General features: G+C 39.8%; 22 protein-coding genes. 4 read left to right on the top strand and 18 right to left on the bottom strand.

Features of this window, described 5'->3' with window-relative positions:
- Positions 1-145: 145 nt before the first annotated feature.
- From AACV00_RS02320 to serB, 4 genes are all read right to left on the bottom strand, one after another.
- On the bottom strand, positions 146-1,285 hold the full coding sequence (locus AACV00_RS02320) for a YdcF family protein (protein WP_004249297.1): 1,140 nt from the start codon (positions 1,283-1,285) through the stop codon (positions 146-148).
- Between the two features lie 317 nt (positions 1,286-1,602).
- On the bottom strand, positions 1,603-2,847 hold the full coding sequence (gene nadR, locus AACV00_RS02315) for a multifunctional transcriptional regulator/nicotinamide-nucleotide adenylyltransferase/ribosylnicotinamide kinase NadR (protein ID WP_004249296.1): 1,245 nt from the start codon (positions 2,845-2,847) through the stop codon (positions 1,603-1,605).
- Between the two features lie 11 nt (positions 2,848-2,858).
- Entirely contained in the window at positions 2,859-4,250 is a 1,392-nt protein-coding gene (gene radA, locus AACV00_RS02310) for a DNA repair protein RadA (RefSeq protein ID WP_017628527.1), read from the bottom strand.
- 33 nt (positions 4,251-4,283) lie between these two features.
- Positions 4,284-5,261: a phosphoserine phosphatase gene (gene serB / locus AACV00_RS02305; protein WP_004245668.1), complete on the bottom strand. Its 978-nt coding sequence runs from the start codon at positions 5,259-5,261 to the stop codon at positions 4,284-4,286.
- Between the two features lie 109 nt (positions 5,262-5,370).
- Between serB and AACV00_RS02300 the strand changes: the two genes are divergently transcribed.
- From AACV00_RS02300 to AACV00_RS02285, 4 genes are all read left to right on the top strand, one after another.
- Positions 5,371-6,063 carry a YtjB family periplasmic protein gene (locus tag AACV00_RS02300; protein ID WP_004245669.1) on the top strand — a complete coding sequence of 231 codons (693 nt, stop codon included), beginning with the start codon at positions 5,371-5,373 and terminating at the stop codon, positions 6,061-6,063.
- A 238-nt stretch (positions 6,064-6,301) separates the two neighbouring features.
- Positions 6,302-7,843, top strand: a complete 1,542-nt coding sequence (locus AACV00_RS02295; protein ID WP_004245670.1) for a YjjI family glycine radical enzyme — start codon at positions 6,302-6,304, stop codon at positions 7,841-7,843.
- On the top strand, positions 7,815-8,681 hold the full coding sequence (locus AACV00_RS02290; RefSeq protein ID WP_161680212.1) for a YjjW family glycine radical enzyme activase: 867 nt from the start codon (positions 7,815-7,817) through the stop codon (positions 8,679-8,681). Before AACV00_RS02295 ends, AACV00_RS02290 begins: the two co-directional genes overlap by 29 nt.
- 200 nt (positions 8,682-8,881) lie before the next feature.
- Positions 8,882-11,986: an autotransporter domain-containing protein gene (locus tag AACV00_RS02285; protein ID WP_237612833.1), complete on the top strand. Its 3,105-nt coding sequence runs from the start codon at positions 8,882-8,884 to the stop codon at positions 11,984-11,986.
- A gap of 101 nt (positions 11,987-12,087) precedes the next feature.
- Here AACV00_RS02285 and AACV00_RS02280 read toward each other — a convergent pair whose 3' ends face one another.
- The 14 genes from AACV00_RS02280 to AACV00_RS02215 all read right to left on the bottom strand — a co-directional run bounded on the left by AACV00_RS02280 (position 12,088) and on the right by AACV00_RS02215 (position 26,397).
- The gene (locus AACV00_RS02280; protein WP_004250173.1) at positions 12,088-12,699 is read right to left on the bottom strand and encodes an ATP-binding cassette domain-containing protein; all 612 of its coding nucleotides are present in this window, start codon (positions 12,697-12,699) and stop codon (positions 12,088-12,090) included.
- 67 nt (positions 12,700-12,766) lie between these two features.
- Positions 12,767-13,570 carry an ATP-binding cassette domain-containing protein gene (locus tag AACV00_RS02275; RefSeq protein WP_161679856.1) on the bottom strand — a complete coding sequence of 268 codons (804 nt, stop codon included), beginning with the start codon at positions 13,568-13,570 and terminating at the stop codon, positions 12,767-12,769.
- Complete coding sequence (locus tag AACV00_RS02270) at positions 13,564-14,376, bottom strand: ABC transporter permease (protein WP_004245680.1); 813 nt, start codon at positions 14,374-14,376, stop codon at positions 13,564-13,566. Before AACV00_RS02270 ends, AACV00_RS02275 begins: the two co-directional genes overlap by 7 nt.
- Positions 14,373-15,356 carry an ABC transporter permease gene (locus tag AACV00_RS02265; RefSeq protein WP_036973664.1) on the bottom strand — a complete coding sequence of 328 codons (984 nt, stop codon included), beginning with the start codon at positions 15,354-15,356 and terminating at the stop codon, positions 14,373-14,375. Before AACV00_RS02265 ends, AACV00_RS02270 begins: the two co-directional genes overlap by 4 nt.
- Positions 15,341-16,924 carry an ABC transporter substrate-binding protein gene (locus AACV00_RS02260; protein WP_012368417.1) on the bottom strand — a complete coding sequence of 528 codons (1,584 nt, stop codon included), beginning with the start codon at positions 16,922-16,924 and terminating at the stop codon, positions 15,341-15,343. The genes AACV00_RS02265 and AACV00_RS02260 overlap by 16 nt, the downstream gene beginning before the upstream one ends.
- Before the next feature lie 399 nt (positions 16,925-17,323).
- The gene (locus AACV00_RS02255; RefSeq protein WP_012368418.1) at positions 17,324-18,316 is read right to left on the bottom strand and encodes a glycosyltransferase; all 993 of its coding nucleotides are present in this window, start codon (positions 18,314-18,316) and stop codon (positions 17,324-17,326) included.
- 417 nt (positions 18,317-18,733) lie between these two features.
- Entirely contained in the window at positions 18,734-19,234 is a 501-nt protein-coding gene (hycI, locus tag AACV00_RS02250) for a hydrogenase maturation peptidase HycI (protein WP_004245684.1), read from the bottom strand.
- Positions 19,231-19,641, bottom strand: a complete 411-nt coding sequence (locus AACV00_RS02245; RefSeq protein ID WP_004245685.1) for a formate hydrogenlyase maturation HycH family protein — start codon at positions 19,639-19,641, stop codon at positions 19,231-19,233. The genes hycI and AACV00_RS02245 overlap by 4 nt, the downstream gene beginning before the upstream one ends.
- The gene (locus tag AACV00_RS02240) at positions 19,634-20,416 is read right to left on the bottom strand and encodes an NADH-quinone oxidoreductase subunit B family protein (protein WP_004245686.1); all 783 of its coding nucleotides are present in this window, start codon (positions 20,414-20,416) and stop codon (positions 19,634-19,636) included. The genes AACV00_RS02245 and AACV00_RS02240 overlap by 8 nt, the downstream gene beginning before the upstream one ends.
- Entirely contained in the window at positions 20,413-20,967 is a 555-nt protein-coding gene (gene hyfH / locus AACV00_RS02235) for a hydrogenase 4 subunit H (RefSeq protein WP_004245688.1), read from the bottom strand. The genes AACV00_RS02240 and hyfH overlap by 4 nt, the downstream gene beginning before the upstream one ends.
- An 11-nt stretch (positions 20,968-20,978) precedes the next feature.
- Positions 20,979-22,712, bottom strand: coding sequence for a hydrogenase large subunit (locus AACV00_RS02230; protein WP_004245689.1), 1,734 nt, complete (start codon positions 22,710-22,712; stop codon positions 20,979-20,981).
- A gap of 1 nt (position 22,713) precedes the next feature.
- Positions 22,714-24,282 (bottom strand): hydrogenase 4 subunit F, encoded by a 1,569-nt coding sequence (locus AACV00_RS02225; RefSeq protein ID WP_004245690.1) that lies wholly within the window; start codon positions 24,280-24,282, stop codon positions 22,714-22,716.
- Between the two features lie 4 nt (positions 24,283-24,286).
- Positions 24,287-24,937 carry a hydrogenase 4 membrane subunit gene (gene hyfE / locus AACV00_RS02220; protein WP_004245691.1) on the bottom strand — a complete coding sequence of 217 codons (651 nt, stop codon included), beginning with the start codon at positions 24,935-24,937 and terminating at the stop codon, positions 24,287-24,289.
- Between the two features lie 11 nt (positions 24,938-24,948).
- Positions 24,949-26,397 (bottom strand): hydrogenase 4 subunit D, encoded by a 1,449-nt coding sequence (locus AACV00_RS02215; protein WP_012368420.1) that lies wholly within the window; start codon positions 26,395-26,397, stop codon positions 24,949-24,951.

Genomic DNA, 26,397 nt, shown 5'->3' with positions numbered 1-26,397 from the left:
AAGAACTTATAGTAATGATAATTGTTATCAATTCAATAAGGATTTATTGGTGTATGAATTTGATCACTTAGAATAATAAAAAAACTCCACAATCTTTTGGTTTTCTTGTGGAGTTTTAGTAGCAAAATAATATTCAAAGGGTCTATCAACGCTCTTCTAATGGATAACTACGGAAGCTCCATAATCCTAATGCTTTTAAGCCATCGCGATAAATACCTTGTAAATCAGATTTTGATGTTTTTTGTAATTCGGCTAATGGCTTATCGGGGGCTACTACCGTTAAATAGGTGATATCACTGGGGCCACTTTGCCAACTCGCAACCGTAAAAATAACATCAGCACGACGAACATGACTACCAGAGCTAATAATCACCGCTGTTTTAATTCGGTGTTTAGTTAATGCATAACGGCTAAATAACGCATTCTCCACCGTTGAGCGTGCATAATTGTCTTGGAAAATTCGCTCTGCGGGAATACCTTGTTTAACTAGCCAATCCGCCATTAATTTACCTTCGGTTTGATGTGCTTTCGGCACACCACCTGTCACAACAATCATTGCATCAGGTAACTGTTTTGCGACTTCAAGGGTTTTATTTAAACGATCAATCAAGATCTGATTCATCGTACCATCTGGATTAAGTGCATAACCCAATGTCACAATGGCATTATTTCCTTTGGTTTTATTTAGCGTTGCCAAATCTGCTGGCGTTAACTTATCACTTAATGGCATTTTGCTTACACGATCAATTTGAGCAAAAAAGCGGCTTAGCTCTTCAGCTTTTGCCGGATTAAGGGATTTTAACTTGTTAAAATAGGCTTCACTTTCTTTATCTTTACCTTCAAAACGCGTCCAAGAAGTCACATAAATTAATGCATCAATATCATCCGGTGCAGCTTCTAAAATTTGTTTATAAATCGTTACCGCACGCTCAATTTGATTGTTATAGACATAAGCACTGGCGGCACTAAATAGTAAATCTAAGCGATAAGGCTCTAATTTATAAGCTTGTTGTAGCTTTTGTGCTACGACTTCCATATTAGAAGGTAGTTTTCCCGTAAATCCAGCGTCAGAAACACGCGCTGGCGATTTAAATGCCTCTAATGCATCTTGGATCAACATATCCACCGTTTGGCGCTGAGAAATATATTGCTGATAGCTATTATCGGGTTGATGGACTTTTTGATAAGCCAATGCAGAAGAGGAAGCCGTAAAGCCTAAAGCAGCAATGGCTAATGAAATAACTGTTTTTTTGATCTGAAGTGAAATACGGGAAGGTTGCGCCATTATCTTGTCCTTTTGCGAAAATAAATCTGTTTCTTCAATTGGTTAAGCTTATGAAGACAAAGTGTGTGACTCCTCACACTTAAGAGAAAAAGAAATACACACCGATATATCTATACCTAACTTTTATCATAGAGATCTACCATTAATTTGCAGTAATCATTTTCACTAATTTGAAAAAAATAGCATTATTATGCTAATCGCTTAATGAACAGCCGTTTTTATCCATACTTTAGGTTTAAACAAAAATTTCATTCTTATTGTGATTATATAGCTAGCAATAAATAAAAAACGCCAATTAATGGCGTTTTTAAAAATACTTATTCGATATGCTTTGATTGCATCATCAGCAATTCCCTGACTAATTCGACACAACGAAGAAAACGCTCATCATAATCAGGAGGATCTACTTTGACATATTCAATATTGTTTTTATCTAACATCTCTATCAACAGTGTTTGAAAACGACGGCGCTCTTTATCACTCCCTAAACTGCGTAAACCATCGGCAACCCATGGCGTATTGTTCTCTAGCAGAATAACTAAATCAAAACGATATTCATCAATCAATGCCTGTACAAAAGGATGTTCTTTTCCTTCATAGCGTAAACAAAAAGCCTGTGTTGTTACAAAATCAGTATCGATAAATGCGACTTTATTAGCATATTTAACTGCAAAATCAATATATTGGGCATGACCTAAAGCTATTTTATCATAATCAGAATACTGCAATGCCATTTCGTCTCCTCCTAAATGAGAGAAGACATAATCACGGCCATATTCCCACGCACTGGTTGTATTAAAAATATTGGCAAGCTTATTTACTAAGGTCGATTTTCCACTCGATTCACCACCTAATATAGCCACTGTACGCACGAAAAAAGGTTTTACTTCGGTAGGAATATATTCCCAATATTTAAATGGCGCTTGACGGATTTGACTACCGCTAATATTCATAAACGAGCGCTCAGGATCGACCAGTACCGTTTCAATACCTAAAAATGCTTCATATTGACTGGCGTCCTCTCGTTCACTGGTATAGATAAAATCCGGCGCGATTTGTTTTTCTTGTAGAAAGGCTTTGATACCCTCACTCCACATTTCCCAACCATGAGGTTGAGGCTCTATACCATGTTCATTAAACTCATGAATACGAATATTTTTCTGATACTTAAAAGTTTGTAATAACCAGCGCAACCTATCACTTACCGTCGGCTGTTGTGACATCGCACTATTGATAAATAGCTCTTTATCACGAGGTTCGTCATGACATAAAATGACATGCAATTCATCCACTTGACTACAAGCTCGTTGAATTAAATAAATATGCCCAGTATGAAGAGGATAGAATTTACCAAAAATCACCCCAATGGTTTTCTGTTGTAATGGATATTCTAATCCCAAAAATTGGTGTAATGCGGACATTTTTTGTGCACTGGGGCTTTTGATTTTGTTATTAATAAGCTGGCTAAGATAGCCCTTTGTCATCTGACTTTCATCGGCAACTTGCTGTAAGGTATAGCCATTCTTTTTTATTGCCTGTTTGATATAATCAAAAGATCCCATGATTTACTCCTTTAGAAGTCGTCCAAATCATCAAGTACAGATAACGCATCTGATAGTTTCTTCACACCATACACTTTCATATCAGGTGGATTTTTCTTTGGCATATTCGCATTAGGCACAATAGCACGTTTAAAACCGTGTTTTGCTGCTTCTGCAATTCGCTCTTGTCCACTTGGTACAGGACGAATTTCTCCCGCGAGTCCTACCTCACCAAAAATAACTAAATCACGCGGTAAAGGACGATTACGAAAACTCGATACTAATGATAGTAATAAAGCTAAATCTGCACTGGTTTCGGTTACTTTGACACCGCCAACGACATTAACAAAGACATCTTGATCAGACATCTGTAAACCACCATGACGATGCAAAACCGCTAATAATATTGCTAAGCGATTTTGCTCTAATCCCACCGCAACACGGCGAGGATTTGATAACATAGAGTGGTCGACCAATGCTTGGATCTCCACCAGTAATGGCCGTGTTCCTTCCCACACCACCATAACAGAACTGCCTGAAGTCACCTCATCACCACGACTTAAAAAGATAGCCGATGGATTACTCACTTCGCGTAAACCTTGTTCGGTCATGGCAAAAACACCTAACTCATTCACCGCACCAAAGCGGTTTTTATGACTACGCAATGTTCTAAAACGTGAGTCCGTTTCACCATCAAGCATCACTGAGCAGTCAATACAGTGTTCTAATACTTTAGGTCCCGCTAATGTGCCATCTTTGGTGACATGACCCACCATAATAATGGCAATATCATTCGTTTTAGCAAAACGAGTCAGATAAGCGGCTGTCTCTCGTACCTGTGCCACACTGCCCGGGGAAGATTGAATATCGGCCATATGCATTACTTGGATCGAGTCAATGACCATTAATTTAGGTTGCTCTTGAGCGGCAATTAAACAAATTTGTTCAATACTGGTTTCTGACAACATATTCAATTCGGTTGTCGGTAAACCTAAGCGGTGCGCCCGCATGGCAACCTGCTGTAATGACTCTTCTCCCGTGACATACAAGGTTTTCATTTCAGTGGCTAAACGACACATGGTCTGCAGTAATAGTGTACTTTTACCCGCCCCCGGATTTCCGCCAATTAAAATGGCACTTCCCGGCACAACCCCTCCGCCTAACACACGATCAAATTCTTTAAATCCTGTCGAAAAGCGAGGTAATGCTTCAAGGCTAATTTCAGAGAGCTTTTGAACACGACTTATTCCTTTCGCATCTCCGGCAAAACCGCTAAAACGATCGTTACGGGCAGAAGGTGTCGCCGCAAGGCGCACTTCCGTAATGGTATTCCACGCATGACACGCAGAACATTGTCCTTGCCAACGCGGGTAATCGGCACCACATTCATTACATACAAAGGCTCTTTTGGCTGCTTTTGCCACACTGCTCTCCCCGTTATTTTCTTGACTGAAAGCTTATCGTTCTTCGTGCTTTAATCCTGCACTTAAAATACACATCACACCCATTAAATCAGCATGACGAATAGCTACTTTGGCTTGTGCATATACTTTAGGTTTGGCATGGTAGGCAATACCTAAACCCGCCTTTCTAAGCATTTTAAGATCGTTTGCGCCATCACCTATCGCAATGGTTTGTTCCAGCGGTATATCTAAATCTTTAGCTAAGCGTGTAAGCACTTGCGCTTTATATTTAGCATCAACAATAGGGCCTTTGACTTTGCCCGTTAATTTACCATCTTTAATTTCTAGCTGATTAGCAACCGCTGCAACTAAACGTAATCGCTGTTTTAGGTTATCAGCAAAATAAGTAAATCCCCCTGATGCAATCGCAATTTGCCAATCCATTGCCTGAAGCTTACGCACTAAACTTGTTAACCCGGGCATCAGAGGTAAATTATCCATTACTTTTTGTAAAATATTCGCATCAGCTCCCGCTAATTGTGCAACACGCAATTTTAGGCTTTCACTAAAATCCATTTCACCTTGCATCGCTTGCTCCGTTATCTCGGCCACTTTATCACCGACACCGGCCAGTTTAGCGATTTCATCAATACACTCAATTTGAATAGCCGTGGAATCCATATCCATCACTAAAAGTCCCGGAGAGCGTAAACGTGGGATCTGCCCAAAGGGTACAACATCTAAACCACATTCATCAGATAACCGACGAATACGACGGGTTAAACTTCCCGCAATACGTACCACTTGGTAATCATCAATACGCCATGAAGAAACCACCACAATAGCCACACCTAATTTATGCTGGAACTCACTTATTCTTTTTTTATCAAGTTCTCGTCCATAAAGTAACCATCCGCTATCGCCTGCACGATAATCCAGTGGCATCACTTCTTCACCACTGAGTGATAGCGGTAGACCTGGCCATTTACGGATCTCATCCGGTAAATAGCAATAGGTCAGACTATTTGACATACTTATTCTCCTGTTTTCCCCTGTCTGAACAAAATAATTGTTATTCAGCCTATTCTATCTGTGACTCATCTGGCAACATGCACATACTTGCTTACGCAAAAGGTTGAACATGCTTAAAGATAAACTAAAATTCAAACTACAAAAAACCGCGATTATACTGATTTGTATCGCATTATTGGCTTTTTTGATGCAAGGTGCCTCTTATTTTAGCCGTGCAAATCAGCACGCCCGTATCACCCAGTTTGAAGAGCTTGCCAAAACACTGGCAGAACAAGTTGCCTTCTCATTATCCAATTATATGGATGACAGTAGCAAAGATAACGTAAATCCACACATTATAGCTAATTTAAATCATCTAACTCACGATAGTCGGGTACTGGATGCAAGTCTTTATTGGCAAGATGGCACACAAATAGCGCATAGTGGTGAAAATGTGACGGTAAAAGAGCGATTGGCCTTAGAAGGACAAAAAAGTGGCGGTTCTTTTAATCATCAGCTGGTGGTGCCTATCCCTGGTCAAGATCAGCCAAAGGGTTTTCTAAGATTGACGTTAGATACACACCAACTTGTCACAGAATCTGGCCAAGTCGATAACACCACTAATTTATTGCGTGTGATGCTATTGGTTGCTCTGGCGATTGGTTTTTTACTGTCCCACAGCTTATTGCAATTAACACCAGTGCATTGGCAGCAATCGCCCTATTTATTAACCGCAAGTTTACCCACTCGTCATGAAAAAGAAGATGATGAACAAAAAAGTGATCAGCAAGAAGAAACAGAAAATAGATCTGAAGTTAAATAACACTGCCACAAATTAACATAATAAGGTGAGTCATTAGTACTCACCTTCATGTCTATGTTTCTATCTAAAATAGGTTAAATTATTTTAGATATATCTAATTTATACGTATTTTCGTGCTATTCCCTTAAACTTTGAATGGGCTTTGTTTAAAATCACAGTAAATCTCAGTCAATTTATTAACCTAATGCGATAAATAAATCTTACATCTTTCTTTTGCTCTTGAGTTGCTGAGGTGGTTATGACTGAACAATCTGTTATCCAACGTTGTCAACAAATCGTAGAAAATCCAACCCTTTCCCCCGAACAAAAACGTCATTTTCTAGCATTAGAAGCGGAAAATATGTTGCCATACCCGACATTATCTAACGAGGCGAGCCTTGCGCTAAATGAACGGGTTATCTGCGATATGTATGAAGGTCATGCCCCTTATAAACCACGTTATGTATTACCTGATTACGCGAAATTCTTAGCACAAGGCTCGCGCTATTTAGAGCTTGAACCTGCCCAAGATTTTGATGATGCGCTAAATATGCTGACTATCCTTTATCATCATGTTCCTTCAGTCACTTCAATGCCGGTTTATTTAGGTCGTATTGATAAAATCTTACTACCTTATGTGGGGAATTTGACGCAAGAGCAACTCTATCCAAAATTAAAGCGTTTCTGGCGCTATCTTGATAGAACCCTTCCTGATGCCTTTATGCACGCTAATATTGGCCCTGAAGACTCTATCATTACACGTTTAATTCTTAAGGTAGATGTTGAACTTCAACAAGTAGCCCCGAATCTCACCTTTATTTATGACGCGGCGCTAACACCTTCTGATTTATTGCACCAAGCAATCACCAATATTTGTCATAGTAGTAAACCCCATATTGCTAACGGTACATTGCAAGATGCTGTATTTGGTAAAGATGAATACGGTATTGTTAGTTGTTATAACTCTCTACCGCAAAGTGGTGGCGGTAGCACTTTAGTTCGTATCAATCTCAAAGAAGTAGCAAAGCGCAGCCAAAATAGTGCCGACTTTCTAGAGAATGTATTGCCGTTTTATATGCAAAAACAAATCGAGATCATCAATGCTCGTTGCGAATTCCTCTATGAAAAATCAAACTTTTTTCAACAAAGCTTTTTAGTAGAAGAAGGTTTGATCTCACCCGATCGTTTTGCCCCGATGTTTGGCATTTATGGTATGGCTGAAGCAGTTTCTCTATTACTTGAAAAAGAAGGTCATACAGCAAACTATGGTCATAGCGAAGCAGCCAATAAACTTAGCTATATTATTAGTGAAAAACTAGCCCAGTTTGTTGCTCAGACCCCTGTAAAATATGGTTGGAAACAGCGTGCCATGTTACATGCTCAATCAGGCATAAGTTCTGATATTGGTACTACACCGGCTACCCGTATTCCTTATGGAACAGAGCCTGATCCTGTTACTCATTTAATGACCGTTGCCCCCCACCATCAATTTTATACCTCAGGTATTAGTGATATTTTAACCGTGGATGAAACTATCAAACAAAATCCTGATGCTTTAATGCAACTGTGCTTAGGGGCGTTTTCTTGCGGATTACGCGAATTTACCGCTAATGTGGGTGGTAATGATTTAGTCCGTGTCACTGGGTATATGGTGCGGTTATCGGATTTAAAAAAATATAAAGAAGAAGGCTCTCGCCTAAATACAACTTGGTTAGGAGATGAAGCGACAACCAATTGCCATATTGCTGAACGAAAACCACGAGTGATTAGCCATGAACAGCAGATGCGCTTCGATAAATAAAATACTGCCTTTTTCTTGTGTTGATGGCCCAGGCAATCGCCTCGCCATCTTCCTACAAGGATGTAATTTACGCTGTAAGAACTGTCACAATCCCTACACTATGGGGATTTGTGATAACTGCGGGGATTGCATTGCCACTTGCCCTCAGCAAGCTCTCTCGTTGCAAAACGGAGTAGTAAGTTGGAACTCTCACCGTTGTGAGCAATGTGATACTTGTATTCAGCAATGTCCTCGCCAATCAAGCCCTATGACATTGACCTATACGGTTGATGAACTAATTGCAATTACGCGTAAATATGCAGCCTTTATCAATGGGGTAACCGTAAGTGGCGGGGAATCTACGTTACAACTTCCATTTTTAATTGATTATTTTAAAGCAATCAAAGAAGCCCCTGATCTTCGACATCTTACCTGTTTAATTGACAGTAATGGCACTCTTTCACTTAATGGTTGGCAAAAAATCGCCCCCTTTATGGATGGAGCGATGATTGATTTAAAAAGTTGGAGTGAAGAAACACATATTTATTTAACCGGACGTAGTAATCAACGTATTAAAAAATCAATCAAATGGTTAAGTGAGCATAATTTACTTGCAGAATTACGCCTTTTATATATTCCAGAAAAAACCGATTATTTAGAGAATATAGAACCGCTTTCTCATTTTATTAATTCACTTGGTGAATCAATTATAATTCGTATTAATGCGTTTCATCAGCATGGCGTATATGGTGAAGCGAAGAATTGGCGTTCCGCAAATAAAGAACAAATCATAAATCTACAAAATGAATTAACACTTAGAAAAGTAAATTTAATTAAAACACCAAATATATATACATAATAATAATTTCTTACTCATTATTATATATTAAATTCATTTCATTTTATCCAATTGACTTTAATTAATACAGAGGTTAACCTCCAGTTAAAATCTTATTTTTGGTAAATAAAATGAAAATGAAAAATAAATCAATATTATATATATTGTGTCCTCTCTATATATGGCCTATTAATTGCTACAGCAATTATAATATAAATGATATGGGAGACTCAATTTATAACCCTTTTAGTATTGCAAATAATGCAAGTCAATTTTATGAATTTACTCATAATAGATATGAATACATTAAACATCTCCACGGCCGTGTCTTAGATAAGCATAGTTACAACCAACAGTTAATGACGCCGTTTGGAAGCACTTACATATATGCAACAATAAATGATGATACACTTTCATTATATAATCGTATAGCTGATGAAGGTGAACGTAATATTCAAAAAAAGATACCTGATTATAATGTTAGAGAAACCGTTTATTTCTCAGAAAAACTCTTACCAAATGAATTATTTATTAGTATAGATGGCGGAAAAACCATAAAAAAAATAAATAAAGAAAATAATTCGCAATTAGATGTTCTTTACCTTTCCCATATTTCAAAAAATAGTAAAACTGTTGTTGGGTATGCCTTTGCAGGTGCTAGAGCCAGATTAGAGCAGATGGTTAAAAATAATAGTATTTTTGAAGATACTATCGGTTGTGGTACATACAATGGATGTTATGTATTTGCCTATAACGTATATAACAATACATTTTCTATTTTAGATAGAAACATGGAGATTAGATATTTAACGAAAGATGGTAATTTTATTTTATATGAATACAAAGGTGATGAGAGAAAGAAGCTATATATTTATGATATCTATAAAAAAGAAGACTTCGAATTAACATTCGATAACGTTAATAAGTATTTAGCTAATCATCCAGAAAAAGCAATTTTACTTTCACCAATTACTGAATATCCTTTCTTAAAGGGAATAAAAAGAAGAGGTGTTGATATTCAAAAAATCAGTGATAATGGTCAAGTCTTTATTGGCCAGCTAAACCGAGATTTACCTAAAAAGAAATTACTGGATAGAGAATATCCTAAAGTTGCCTTTATCACAACAGCATCAGGCCCTATACGAGAACTTAGTCTCTCTGAATTTGGATCGACAAAACTTGCAGATACCTCAGCAGATGGGAACTATAGTGTTGGCTGGGGAGATGTTTGGCATAATAATTATGCAATTAGGTTACCTACTAGAACAAAAACTTCTTCAGCAATTTTTAGTCAAGCACTACTCTATGACTTCTCTAATGATAAACTCATCAATATTGGTAATCTTTCTAAAAAAGAAGAAGAAGCAAGATTTAGAAATGCCAGAGCACTTGATATTACTGCTGATGGTAAATATGTTGTAGGATGGTCTGAAACTGATGAGTATAACTTAAATACCATTCCAAAAGATCTAACAGGCACTGGTCCTCATGCCTTTATCATGTTTCATCGTCATGGTTTTATTTATTTCAATAATCATATGTATGACTTAGGAACACTTGACGGGGGAAAAGATTCAGAAGCACATGCCATCTCAGATGATGGAAGAATCATTTATGGTGTAGCCACTAATGAACGTAATAACTGGCGTCAAGTTATTTGGAGAAATGATGAAATCGATGATAAATATTTCAATACTGAACAACAAGGAATTGCAGATGAAAAAGATAAGCAAGCTGAGCAGGAAAAAACGGAGCAAGAGCGCCTAGCCAAACTGCAAGCGGAGCAAGAAAAAGCGGAGCAAGAGCGCCTAGCCAGACTGCAAGCTGAGCAAGAAAAAGCGGAGCAAGAGCGCCTAGCCAGACTGCAAGCTGAGCAAAAAAAGGCGGAGCAAGAGCGCCTAGCCAAACTGCAAGCTGAGCAAAAAAAGGCGGAGCAAGAGCGCCTAGCCAGACTGCAAACTGAGCAAGAAAAGGCGGAGCAAGAGCGCCTATCCAGACTGCAAGCTGAGCAAGAAAAGGCGGAGCAAGAGCGCCTAGCCAGACTGCAAGCTGAGCAGGAAAAGGCGGAGCAAGAGCGCCTAGCCAAACTGCAAGCTGAGCAAAAAAAGGCGGAGCAAGAGCGCCTAGCCAAACTGCAAGCTGAGCAAGAAAAGGCGAAGCAAGAGCGCCTAGCCAGACTGCAAGCTGAGCAGGAAAAGGCGGAGCAAGAGCGCCTAGCCAGACTGCAAGCTGAGCAGGAAAAGGCGGAGCAAGAGCGCCTAGCCAGACTACAAGCTGATAAAGAACTTCCCCCTGTAGAAGATGAACAAGTACAACAGGCTAAAACAAAGGTAAAAGAGAAAGAAACAGCAAAATCATCGACAGCTATCAGTAAACCAATCGATGTAGAAAACAGCTATAAATCAATGCAATTAATGGCTGAAAACGGCTATAAACTTATCGATATGCAACAAGGGCAATTGCGCTATCTCTCTTCTGCCACCTGTTCTGTCGGTACTGAAAAAGCATGTCTTAGTGGCTTCACACACTATCAAAATATTGATAAAGCCAACGCTATACAAACGGGCATTAGTGGAGCTTATCGTTTTGATATCAATCAAACACCATTAGTGGTTGGTCTTGCTATTGATAGCGATAGCTACTCTTCTTTACCGACAGGCTATGAATATCAAGGATACCCTTTACCGTTAATTGGTTTTAGCGTTGATTTAATCCCGTCACTAAACCCAACCTCGAATGGCAATGCATTACATCTTTCATTAAAAGGGGCATATGTAAACCGCAAAGTCACGATTAAAAGACCAATATTAGATAATACCGAAGCGGGTAAAGGCCACGCAAAGATCTCCGGTTATTATATTGATTTACAAGGATATTATCCTTACACACTCAATAACCTTATCACTGTAACGCCTTTTGCAGGACTTACTTTTAATCAAACATCACGCTCTGCTTATAGCGAAACACAAGGGACTAAACTTGCAGTCCATTATCAAGAACTTAATGCACATTCATTGCTTGCAAAAATAGGATTAGGAATAGAGTATACAGTCAATGCCAAACTCAAACTGGACAGCAAAGCGGGTTTATTATGGCATTTATCACATCACCAAGGTGACTTCCAAAGTCATATTGATTATCTAGGTCAGCAAAAAATTAACTATAACGACAACAAAAAACAGTTAGCACAGCGTCCATTTGCTAGTGTAGGGCTAACTTACCAACTAGATAAACAGTCATCTGTTAATACGACAACAAATTGGCAAATGACCCCTTATCGTAATCAAGATATTCATATGGGTATTGGTTATACATATCGTTTTTAATTCCTTATTATTATTATAATTAGTAGTAATAGTTTGCTTCCTATATTTCAAAATACAGGAAGCTTTTTTTTATTAAAATCGCTCCAGTATCCTTTTTACTATCAACATGTTTTTTCCTTATCTACCCACCATATTCTGGTAGATACTTTTTCTAGTAAGGCTTTATTGTGACTAAAGATAATTAAACTTAAAGGACGTTTTTGACTTTCATCGATTAATACTTGCCAAATTTTGGCTTGGATCTGTGCATCTAATTGTGCAGTCACTTCATCTGCAATTAATAATTGTGTTCGAGGATCAAGTGCTCGTAGTAATGCAATACGTGCCAATTCTCCTCCTGATAACTCATTAGGCCTACGGGTTAACCACTCTGGCTCTATCATCAATTTTTCAAGCCACAGGCTATCAGGCACCCATGCATCACGTACACTCTCTCCGGTTGTTCTAAATGGATTAAAACATTTATCAGGATGTTGCGGAACCAGTTGAATGGGACAATAACCTTTCTTAGGCAGAGGTTGCTGATTAAAAAGAATTTGCCCACTAGTCGGCATTTGCCATTGTGCTAATACACGACCTAACGTTGTTTTTCCTCTACCACTTGGCGCAGAAATGCCTAAGCGCTCTCCCGCCTCTAATGAAAAAGAGAGATCATGCCATAACATCTTACCGGCTTGTTGCACAGAGAGTTGCTGTAGCGCTAAAAGTGGCATAAAAATAACCTCAAAAATAGGGTTCTCTAAGAGAAAAAGGTATATAAAGAAGATAATCTATCACTACTCAATATGGGTATGGGTTGCAAGCCCCCTCTTGTAGATCTAAAAACTGCTGTTCAGGTAGTGCATTCCACAATGTTTTTAGCCACTCACTCCCACCATGATGATAAAGCGCTTTAGCAGCGACTATCTCATTTAGCTCCCTTTGCCTCAACACAGCAATGGTATCGGCATAACGAGCAGCCAAAGCTAAATCATGGGTGACCCATAGGACTGATTTACCTTGGTGACATAACTCTTTTAAATGCTCTAGCAATAAACAAGCGTGTTCATCATCAAGCCATGATGTTATCTCATCAGCCAGTATATATTGTGCATTAGATAATGTTGCATTGCAGGCGAGTACTCGTTTAGCCATTCCCCCCGATAATTTTGCGGGGTAAGTTTTCACTAACGAGCTAGAGAGGTGATATAAACCAAATTGGTGTTTAATATCTTCATAGGTGATATCAGCACCACTTAACCGCGCTGAACGGCCCAGTTGTTCACCAATGCTAATTAACGGATTAAGCGCTGTTACACCTTGAGGAATATAGCAAAAAGTATTACCACGATAAGCAATAAGCTCTCGCTCGGTTAACGGATGCCCATTAAGTTTAATTGTGCCTCGGGTTCGCATATTAGCAGGTAGTAGTCCCAATGCACTTTGCAGGAGTAAACTTTTACCTTCACCGCTCCCCCCCACTAAAGCCAGCATTTTGCCAGGTTTAATATCAAGAGAAATAGATTTTAATAAAGGCTGCCAAGTGCGCTTTCCTAACCAACGAAACTGCGCAATATCAATGGAAAGCTGTTCAAAACTTAACATCCTGCCCCTCTTAACCATAGTTGCTGCATGGCTTTAGCAAATTGATCAAATATCAATACCAAGCACATTAAAATTAATCCGGGAAAAAACACCATCCACCAAGCACCGGTACTTAAATAACGTAAGGCATCCGCTAATAGCAATCCAAGAGAAGGCTCATGCGCTGCTTGCCCAAAACCTAAAAAGCTCAACGCAGCACTATGTAATACCGCATGCGGAAACATAAGCAACGTTCCTACAATCCATTGCGGTAATAACATTGGGATATAGTGTTTTTTCACACACTCAAAAGGTGTATTGCCAATACGGCGAGATAGCATCACATAATCTGCTTCACGAATACGTTGAATTTCACCACGTAAAATTAGGGCTAATTTGGGCCAATGGGTTAATGCAACAGCCCAGATAACACCTTGCTGTCCCCCACCTAAAGTAAAACAGATCAAGATCAATAACAGTAAATGAGGTAATGCTAACAAGGCATCAACCACCCCTCTGACCAATAAATCACAATGGCGATTAATGGAGGAGATCCCAGCGAATATCAAAGCAATAGCACCACTGACAACGGCACTAGTTACACCGATATTTAAGCTACTTAACATACCTTGAAAACAGCGTAACCACAGTGAACGGCCTAAATTATCCGTGCCAAACCAGTACTGAGTAGATGGCGCTTGGTTTCTAGCTAAAAAATCCATCACAATATCAGTATGAGAAACAGATAAGCCATAAATAACCAGCCCCACTAATACGATTGAGACAAATAGCAGTCTAAATAAAGGCTTATTGGGATCGTAAATCATAAGTCGCGCAAAATTCCTTTATTAATTCGTCGTAACAAGTAGTTAGAGATACTGTTTCCAAAGAAAATGAGAATTGTGCTAAATACAACAATCCCCATTAATAGGGGGATATCCCCACGCAATCCGGCATCTACTGTCGCTTGCCCTAATCCCGGATAAGCAAAAACCTTCTCCGCCAATAATGAACCACCTAACAATTCACCAATTGATGCAAACTGTAAGCAAAGTGCGGGAGTAATGGCATGACGTAGAACATGAAAAAGCATCATAGCCCAACCTTTATCACCTTGGGCTTTAGCAAAATGAATAAATTCACTGCCCATCACTTCAGCAACTTTTGCGCGAGTATGCAGTGCGATATTACCTGTACCTAATAATCCTAACGCTATCATAGGTAAAATAAGATGCGAAAAACGTTGGCTCAATGTGGCTGCTTCAGCACTACTGCCCATCGGCCATGCACAGCAAATAGGTGCCCAGTGTAACGTTACCGAAAACAGCGATAACAACAGCAATCCAACCCAAAAAGTCGGTAATGAGGCCAGCAAATAAGAGAGGGTTGAGATGATCCTATCAGGCCAACGATTAAGATATCGTCCTGCCACTAACCCCATTAACACCCCTATTACACCTGAAAATAGCCATGCAGAAAAAAGCAGGATAAACGAAGGCCCTGCCCGTTGGCGAATAACATCAATAACCGGCATGTTATAGAGCATGGAATAACCAAAATCACCTTGGATTATCTGGCTAAACCAGAGCCAAAAACGCATCCATAGTGGCTGATCCATCCCCCAGCGAGCCGCTATCAGCGGATACTGCTCAGGCGGAACGTTTAGCAAATCACTACCGATATAGGCCTTGATCGGATCAATCGGCGAAAAACTTAATAAAATAAAAACACCTGCTGTTGTTACCAGCAGCAGGCATAATAATCGCAGGAAAAATCCTACTGTTTGACGTATTACTGACAAGTCCACTTCCAAGTATCTACGCTATTTAATAATGACCATGAACCGTGAATTTCCGGAGCGCCAGTGCCTAAATCAACACAAGGATCGGTTAAGTAAGTATGCTGAATATTCATTAACCAAGCCCAAGCAGCATCACCTTTGATACCGACGCCATTTTTACCATCCCACTCTACCGCTTGCCAATGTGGGACCGCTTGTTGCCATGTCGGTGCATCTAATGCTGCTTGTAAATGTTTTTCAACGGCAGGATTTTTATAATACCCAGGATTATAGTAACCCACACCTGCGGCATTCATACTATAGTGATGATAGAGCTCCATCGGATCAAGACTTCCCCAACCAAACAAAGTCGGGTTTGAGTGCATATAACGCTCTACGGTATCCCAGCTTCCTGACTTAAGATCCATTTGAATGCCAAGAGGTTGCACTAACGCACGAATTGATTCGGCTAAATCACGACGAGTTGCATCACCACTGGTGTACCAGAGTGTCAATTTCGCTTCTAGACCGTCTTTTTCTCGAATGCCATTTTTATTGAGTTTCCAACCCGCATCATCAAGAATTTGTTTGGCTTTTTCAATATCACCATCTTTAAATGCGGCCTCGGTTTGATCCCAAGGTAATCCTTTTACGCCAGTATAAGCAGGAACTGCATATCCATCTAATACTTGCTCTGCCAGTAATTGGCGGTTAAGGGCATAGTTAATCGCTTTACGGATGGCGATATCTGCGGTGATATCATTACCGATATCATACCCTTGTGCATTTTTCTCACCTGATTTCACCATAGGAAAGACAATACCACGATTTTCAACACTGGCTCTTTCCCACAATTTTACATTAGGCAAATTTTTAGCAATGGCTGCGGTGGCAGGAGGAATACGAACAACCCCTAGTTGTCCACTTTGAGCGGCAGCAAAAGCGGCATCTTCATCAAGAAAAACAAAGATAAGCTTTTCGAAATCATTTTTCTTACCCGCATAATAAGGGTTTGCCTCAACGATGAGTTGCTGACCCGGTTGAAAACTGACCATACGATAAGGACCGGCACCAATCGGCTTTTGTGCATAGGTTTTTTCATCATATTTATCAGCCGAAACAATGCCTAGCGAGCCTAATACATTAACAAAAGTACTTTGAGGCGCTTTTAAAGCAATAGTGACATGTAAATCATCATCTGCCGTTGCAGAAAGAAAGTTTCCCATATCCACTTTACCGCCACTTGCCGCGGCATTGTTATAGGTAAAGGCAACATCTTTTGCGGTTAAAGGGGAACCATCAGAAAATTTCAAATCTGGTTTTAACGTCAGCTTCCATGTTGTGCCCTCTGCACTAGGCTGATAATCACTGAGCATATTGCTATACCAACTCAGATCCGCATTTTGCTTTAATAATGGGCTGTGTAGCAGTAAGTAGCTACCATGGCTCCACCCTAACATGGGATCAAAACCTTCTGTCGGCTCTTCACCAATGGCTAATTTTAAGGTTTGTGCTGAAGTAGTAACAGGAACACTAAGTGCGGCTAAGCAGGATAAAGCAATAAACGATTTTCGCCAACTAAACCGAATAGACATAAATATTCTCCGATTTTTTAGATACGACTTATCATCAGTCTCAATCTGTTTGAAAGAGGCAGAAAAGAAATAAGTTAACTGTTGTTATTATGATGTTCTGCACATTGATGCAGACAAAAGGATTAATTGCTTGGCATCATAAAAGCTTTTCTTGAATTACTCGAATAATATCCAACATTTTATTGATTTTACATAAACTTTCATCAAGCAATAGCGTTCAATATGACAAATTTTTAAATAGAGCACAGTTTTTTCTAATAAATCAGTTATATAGGTTATGCTCATTCTTAATAGTGAGCATATAACAAAATAAATTGCTATTTTTACGAAATAACCTAATTTTACGATAAGTATATTAATGAAAAAATAAAGGGTGCAAATTATTACACCCACTTATATTTATTCTGCTAATATTTTTTTCAGTCGAAAATAACGCCGCCCTAAACGCCATTTTAATCTAAAATCTTTCGCATTTTTCCAAATTAATGCCCAAATTCCCCGCTCAAAAAATACCTTAACTATCTGTTTTTTGGTTTCTGGTGAACTAATCGCATCAATAGAATGAATAATACCTAAACCTTCTTTGGCTATTTGCCAATAACAAGCATTGATCGTTTTTGCTATCTCAGCATGGCGCTGATTAATAGCATCCAGCATCTCAAGTATTTTCATATAGTTATAAATTGTTCTTACATGAATACGATCATCGGGTGTCGTATGCGACACGGAGCCAGAATGAATAAAATAGTCGTAATAACGCTCATCGATATATTTTACCCGTTTCGCCGTTAATAACACTTCTGTCGTCCAAGGAATATCTTGGTGATGCAAACCCGGCTCAAAGTAATAACCATGCTCCAGTAAAAACTGACGTCGATAAATATTTAACCATGTAACATGTAAGAATTTTTTCGACTCAAGAGCACGTTCAAGCCATTGAGGCCCGGTTAATACCTCTGTGGTTGTTAAACGCGTTGAAGGAAAGATAGGGCGTGTTGGTCGGTTTTTATCATCATAAACATAATTCCCATTACAGGTTGCCACATCCAAATTATCGGCTTGGGCAATTTCAAGTAATCGGGGATACATGCGTTTATCTATCACATCATCAATATCAGGAAAAGCAACGTATTCCCCCTTTGCAACAGCAAATCCTGTATTACGCGCAACGGAAACACCTTGGTTTTCTTGTGTTAAAATAGTGACATTGGGAAAGTGTTTTTCCCATTTATCTAAGATCTGACGAGAGTTATCAGTAGAGCCATCATCAACTAAAATAAGTTCCCAGTTTTCCAGTTGTTGTGCATGTAAACAATTAAAAAACTGTGGTAAAAATTTTTCACCATTAAAAACCGCCACCACAATACTTAATTGGGGAAAAGAAGAGGACATACCGAACCTTTTATTTTTTTAATAAGACAGAAATATTTTGTCGTGAACATTTTTGCTTAAGGGCATTAAGGGTAGCAAAGATAGTTAGCTTAATATGAAGCTAATCTTGCTATGTTACACTTAACATTAATCAAAAAGTGCGCTTTTTGAGCCAATTAGGCCTCTAAAATTCACTAGTTAGGCTAAGTATAAGTAATTTTGTCTTGATACTGATGAAGAAAGGGTTAAGGATGTGCGTTTTTTAAAAAAGATAGGCTCAAGATGACTGTTTACCAATGAGTGATATAAGTTACAAAACTGTCTTTTTTTAGCGGTTATGACACTTATATCACTCATTAATATAAAACATCCGCAGAACGGATGTTTTTTACTTATGGATACTTATTTATACTTTATGTTTTTTGTACTTTAATTTTTCTATTCTTCGATATCGTCTTCATCACAGACTTCAAGCTCAGGAAAGTAATCAACTCGCCAAGACTTAATGCCTTGATAAACTTTATCAACAGCGTTTCTTACCGCTTCGGTCATTGGGTAATAGAATCCCACCAGATCGGGCTGGATCCCCAAGAAAGTAATATCGGGGATATCGTCCTTTAATTGATCTATCAGAAAATTTAACGGCATGTTATGGGTGCTCATAATAAACATTTCTGCAATATAATCAGGATCTATTACCCTTATTTCACCAGGTTTTAAACCAATATCAGCCGCATCAACAATGACAACACATTGCGGTTGTAATGCTCTTATTTGATAAGAAACATTCTCTGGCGCACTTCCCCCATTGATAACCATCCAACCATCAATCGGGTTTGCTTCCATTAAATCCGCTAACAGAGGACCGGCTCCATCATCCCCCATCATGCTATTTCCTACCGTTAATACGACCTTAGGTGCTGTCATTGTTTCACTCATGGTTTTCTCTTTACTATCAAATAAATCGCTGGCTCTATAACAATTTCACCTAATAAATTAATCAGCGTTTGGCTCCACTCACTAAAAAGTGGATCATCACTTTTGGCAATAGGATCGAAAGCTAAAGCTAACATGTGAGTATGTTCAGAATTGATATTGATCTCACCGAAAGTCAGCAATCCTTGCATTTTTCGTTTTGCTTCCCCCTCAGGTAATAAATCAATCCATGCTTGATATTTTTCTAAAGGACAAACCAACTCCGTTTTTAAGCAGTCAATCATGCCGACGTGATGACCAATCGCCAACGAGTAGTACATCACTTGTTGCGCCTGCTCAGGTATATCATCATCGCTATCAACAAACTTTTGTCTTAATGACCAAAAGTAAACTTTAGCGTCATCAGACATGAACGCCTCCTTGGTTTAATGAATGCACCAGTCGTTTTACAATTTCCGCTAAACGAGGATCATTCGCTTGGCGTAACCATTCATCAACACGCCCACTGACTTCTTGTACTGTGGCACCATCAAGTAAAGTGAGGAAATGATCACTAATTTGTCGCCCTTGATAATAACCAGCAAGACGACGAGCTTCACGCTCTATCATTACCCGAGTATCAAGAGGGATCGACGGCAGTAACAGTGACGCTTGTTCATTATCTACTTCAGTGTGATTTTGACCTTTTAGTTTTTGATCTAATAAGCCTAATGCCACAGCAAAACCATAAATAGTTGCTGCAGGTGTCGGAGGACAACCAGGGATCCACACATCAATAGGAACGATGGTTTCACTCCCACCCCATACACAATAGAGATCGTGGAATATCCCACCACCACAACCACAAGCGCCATAAGAGATACAAATTTTGGGATCTGGTGCTGATTCATAAGCACGTAATGCCGGTACACGCATTTGGCGTGTTACGGCACCAGTAAATAACAAAATATCAGCATGGCGAGGTGAAGCAACCACCTTGATACCAAATCGCTCGGCATCAAAAACAGGTGTAATTGCAGAGAAAATTTCAATCTCACAACCATTACAACCACCACAGTCAACACGATAAACATACGCGGAACGTTGAATATCTTTCAATAACGTTTTTTTCAGCTTTTTCACCTGATCACTTAATGTGATAGGTTGGCTGACATGATGATTGATGGGAATTTCTGGTAGACTCATTTTTTCACACTCCCGACATTGCCCATACTAATATTTTCTTGACCATCAGAGAGTAGGTTATGTTTACGTTTACACTCTGGGCAAGTTTCAAATTGTGGACGCATTGCCTCAACAGTTTGTGCATCCCAACCCGATTGCACCAGCAGTGCCATAGCGTAATCAACAGATTTTCTAGGTGTAAAGGGTTGATGACACTCACGGCAGCTTAATAATTTAAATGTACCTTTAATATAAAGATCTGATTTTTGTGTGACTGCCGTTTCAAACATATCTGATAATACAATTGCCCGAGTTGGGCAGACTTCTTCACAGCGGCCGCAATAAATACAACGACCAATAAATAACTGCCAGTGACGTTCACCCGTTTCGAGGTTGGTTTCCATGGTCAGTGCATTCGCAGGACATGCAGAAGTACAAGCCCCACAAACAATACATTGCTCAGGTGAGTACTCAGGTTTTCCTCTAAAACCATCAGGGAGTTCTAATGGTTTAAAAGGATATTTTGTTGTTGCATCGCCTGTTTTGATAATGGTTTTAAACAATTTTAACATCGTTCAGTCCCTCACTTGAGCGGCGAATTTTTACGTTCGATGCTATAACGTTCAATTTCTTTATAAGAAACTGTTTTCGATTTACGTTTTTTCACATCGACAAGCGTTACCCTGTCAGTACAGGAGTAACAAGGATCGAGGCTACCGATAATTAATGGTGCATCAGAAACCGTATTTCCTTGTAACATATAACGTAGTACTGGCCAGTTAGCGTAAGTGGCCGCACGACAACGCCAACGGAATAATTTTTGATTATCACCCAACATACTCCAGTGAATATCTTCACCTCGTGGAGCTTCGGTAAAACCAAGTGCAAATTTATAAGGTTGGTAGGTAAAGCCTTCTGTTAATAACGGTCCTTCCGGCAGATTATCTAAGGCATATTCAATCATTGCCATAGAATCAAGCACTTCCTTAATACGCACCATCACACGTGAGAAAACATCCCCACCTTCATAACTAAATAGAGTTAATGGTAAGTTGCCATAATCTGCAAATGGGTGATCAAAGCGTACATCACGTTTAAAACCACTGGCTCTGATCATCGGGCCTACCGGGCTGAAATCACGCGCGACTTTCTTATCTAAAATCCCGACCCCAACAGTACGCTGTTCCATATTTGGCGCAGAAAGTAAGATGTCGACTAATTCAGTGACTTCTTTGCGCATTTCTCTGACTAATTGGATAGTTTTAATACGTTGATCTTTTAAAATATCGCGGCGAATACCACCAATTAAGTTTAAGCCGTAGGTTTTACGTGCTCCCGTCAGCATTTCAGCAATCTGCATGGATTTTTCACGAATACGGAAAAATTGCATGAAACCGGTATCAAATCCGGTAAAGTGACTTGCTAAACCGATATTTAATAAATGACTATGTAGACGTTCAACTTCTAATAAAATAGAACGGATAGTATGAGCGCGACGAGGCACTTCAATACCTAACGCATTTTCAACAGAAGTGGTATATGCCACGCTATGTGTAAAGCCACAAATCCCACAGACACGGTCTGATAGGAAAGTGACTTCATTATAGCCCATACGGGTTTCTGCCAATTTTTCCATACCACGGTGTACATAGAACATGCGATAGTCAGCATCAACAATATTTTCACCGTCAACAAATAAACGGAAATGTCCCGGTTCATCAGACGTAATATGCATAGGGCCGATAGGAACGACACGCGCATCTTGTTTGCCTTCGTTCACAAACGGATAAGTTTCTGTTTCTGTGGTTGGCGTTGGACGTTGGCGATAATCCATGGCATCTTTACGTAACGGATACATATCTTCAGGCCAATCATCTGGAAGCACTAAACGACGCTCATCCGGTAATCCCACAGGAATAAGACCATACATATCACGAATTTCACGCTCTCCCCATACTGCCGCAGGAACTCGCGGGGTAACAGAAGGAAATTCAAGTGTAATAGGACTAACGTGTGCTTTAACGACTATCCAGCACTTTTCACCCTCTTCCATCGATAAGGCGTAATAGACGGCATAATCACCATTTAAACTACGTTCATCGTTACCAAATAAAACAGGTAACCAGCCTCCTAAACCGTAATATAGATACTCCACCACTTCAGGCAGTGATCCCGTTTTAACTGTTATCGTCAATTGATCAGCGGTTTGTCGCTCTTCATCAAGAATAGCTGATGGGAATTTTTCTCGAACTTTAGCAACATAACCCGCACCGAGTTCGTTTCCCTCTTTTCTACTGACATAATTTTGATAGCTCACGTTACTTCTCCTGAACCGATATTGATGGATTGCTGATTAACGTTGTTGGCCATGTATAATTTGGTGATCCACTCTCATCGATATTCATCACGATATTGGCTGCGTTCTCTAATAACTCACTGACTGGCTTAGGAATATGTGTTCCCATTAACAACATAAGCGCAATCAAAATGATCATCGGTAGTGTGGTTAACAGACCTAATTCACCTTTGGCAACCACATCCGGTTTTGGACCAAATACCGTTTTAGCTACCATACGAACTAATCCACCTAATACTACGGTTAATAACAATAATAATAGAATTGTTAATCCCATATGCTTAGCTGCTAAGCCTGCAACAACAATCATAAATTCACTGATAAAGACATTAAATGGTGGCATGCCCCCTAATGCCAAAGCACCGCCAGCAAATAATGCAGCACTTAATGGCATTACTTTAAACATGCCTTTCACGACATTTAGATCCCGTGTACCGTATTTCAGTAACACGTTACCAGAGCCGCAGAACAGCAATGCTTTTGCTAAGCTGTGGTTTAACGTGTGGAATAAAGCCGCCAAAATCCCAATCGGGCCACCAATACCCAGAGCCACTGCAATTAACCCCATGTTTTCCACACTGGAGTACGCTAATAAGCGTTTCATATCGCGCTGGATCAGAATAAAGAACGCGGCGATAGCAACAGAGAGGAAGCCAAAGATTAACAATAGGTTACGAGTGAATTCAGTGCCTATTGCTGCATCAATAATAATGTAGTAACGAATAATGATTAACAGCGCACAGTTTAATAACACCGCAGATAACAGCGCACTAACAGGGCTTGGCGCTTCACTGTGAGCATCTGGTAACCATGCATGCATTGGGAATAACCCGGTTTTGGTACCGAAACCGATCAAAATAAATACAAAAGCTAAATGCATCAGTGTTGGATCTAACTGATGTGTATATTTCAACACTTCTGTCCAGAAGATGGCCTGATCAGGATCAGGCATAAAGCTTGCTGCATTGGCATAAACTAAAATTGTGCCAAAAAGACCAAATGCGACACCGACACTACAGATAATAATGTACTTCCATGCAGCTTCTAATGAAGAGCGTTGACCATAAATCCCTACTAAGAAAGCAGAGCTTAATGTTGTGGCTTCAATCGCGGCCCACATCAAGATCAAGTTATTACTGGTGATCGCTAATAACATGGTGAAAAGGAAGAGGTGGAAGAAACCATAGTAGTTACATAAAGTACGAACAGAAATTTCGCCCTCATCCACTTCATGATTCATATAACCAATAGAATACAGGCCGGTTAAAAAACCAATGATGCCTAAAATGGCTAGAAATAGTGCCCCTAAACTATCAACATGAACCCATTTCGCTGCTGCCAGTATTTCGCCATGGGACATCACATCAGCAACAGTGCCTAACGCGGCAATGACTAAGACAAAAATACCTATAGTATGAATGCCTGTAACGATAGGTCGTGCCGCTGCTTTCAATAATGGGCTTAAAAATGCCAATATCGAAAATACCAGCGGTGCAAACATTAAGATTGTTAACATGGTTGTTTGATTCATCTCCTCACCCCTTCAGCGCGGTCAGTTGATCCACGTTCAGTGTGTTGAGCGTGCGGTAAATCTTACGCGCCAATACTGCCATGACAATCACAGCAAAAATGGCATCCGTTGCTATACCAATTTCTACCAACTCTGGTGCCCTCCACGCTAATAAAGCGAGTGTTAAGTGAGAGCCGTTTTCCATTAAGCAGTAACCAAATGCTTGTTTTAGAATATTTCGTTGAGTCACAATACACAGTAGACCTAGCATAAAATGGCCTAAAGAGACCGCTAATGCAGGTTTCAATTCCGCCACCATAGGTATTTGAATTGGCTCAACCACAAACCAGCATAAAATCACAATCACGGCGGCTAATAACATCAATAATGCCGGTTTAATGACACTGATATTGGCGCTCGGATCGGATAATTTGCGGAAGGCAAATCCTAAGATAAGTGGAACGAGTAGAACTTTGGTAAAGAAGGCGGTTATCGCCCAAAGTGTCAGTTGATGTGCATCTAGCGTATTTGCTAAAGTGACAAAAATCATCACCAAAACAAAGGATTGCAGAGCATAAAACCAACAGGAAGCAATAGGCTTTCTTGCGCCTATCACCAGTAGCGAGGTGATCATCATTAACCCCGCTAAATTATTAACAATAAGTGCTCCAGTCATGATTTATCCCCTTATCCTAGCCAAGTCACAGCAATAACACTGGATGCGAAAGACATAATAATCAGGATTCCAATCACAATTTGCATTGCCATAGGAACCGGTTGTCCTTGCGCAACTTCTTTACTTGGTTCTCCTGGCACCACACGGCCAAACCAGTAGATAAACCAAGTGAAACTTGCAACAGATTCAATCAGTACCAGAACCATAATAGGTGTCATTACCCAGAACACACTCGATAATTCAAAGCCTGCTGCAAAGATAGGGAATTTACTAAAGAAACCATTGAGTGGTGGTACACCTGCAATCGCTAACGCAGCAACACAAAAGCCCACACCCAGCAATGGATATTTATTAATTAACCCTTTTAAGCGCGGTAACATACGAGTACCACAGCTATAACTTAAAGCACCTGCGACTAAGAAGAACAAACTTTTAGCAAAAGCGTGGTTAAAGATATAAGCCACACCACCATTAAAGGCTTCACGAGGTCCAAAGATTGAGATAGATAACGCGAGGAAGATATAAGAAAGCTGTGTAATGGTTGACCATGCTAACAGACGTTTCATATCTTTTTGTGGCAGATACATCATAAAGCCATAAATCAGAGTGATAACCGCCATGGCGATCCCCACCCAACCAATGATATGAGGGACATCACCGGCAGAAATAATGGCACGAGCAAAGATATACACGCCCACTTTAACCATTGACGCAGCGTGTAAGTAAGCACTTACAGGTGTTGGTGCTTCCATTGCATCAGGTAACCAAGCTTGTAAAGGAAGCTGTGCTGATTTACCCCAAGCAGCAAACAGAATACCGCCAAAGACAATCAGTTTTGTTGGCTCATCTAATGTTGCTATCGCGGTTAATTCAAACGAACCCGTACTTACAAACAAGGTTGCTGCTGCAAGATACAGACCGATTGACGCAACATGAGTAATTAACAATGCCTTCATTGCCGAACGCAATGACTTCTCTGATTGGTAATAACCAATTAATGCCCAAGAACAACCACCGGTAATTTCGAAAAACAGCAGTTGCCCTAAAATGGTAGATGACAGTACTAAACCTGCCATAGCACCAATAAAGATCAACAGGAAAGCATAATAACGACGAGTCCCATCATGGGGGTGCTCACGGTTACCGTTAGTGAGATAACCCGTTGAATAAAAACTAACGAGTAATCCTAAGAACACAACGGCAAAAGCAATTAAGGTACTGACGCGATCAATGGTAAAACCAAATAGCGCAACATCACCATATTGTACTAGCGTAATTGTGGTATCGACTTTACCTTCAGCGAGGAACTGCCAACCTAAAACAACAGTACCTAATGTGGCTAATAAAGCGAACAGTGTACATAACCACTTCGCCATCCGATTTGGCAGTATGGACGTAATTAACGCCCCTGCAAATGGGATGAGTAAGGTCGCAAGAGCTATATTTTCCATTGCAATCAT

Origin of the sequence: Proteus sp. G3927 (genome assembly GCF_963894685.1) — a bacterium.
In the GTDB taxonomy this organism is placed as follows: Bacteria; Pseudomonadota; Gammaproteobacteria; order Enterobacterales; family Enterobacteriaceae; genus Proteus; species Proteus mirabilis.
Note: the sequence above shows the minus strand (reverse complement) of the source record. Positions and strands in the feature narration are given on the sequence as shown.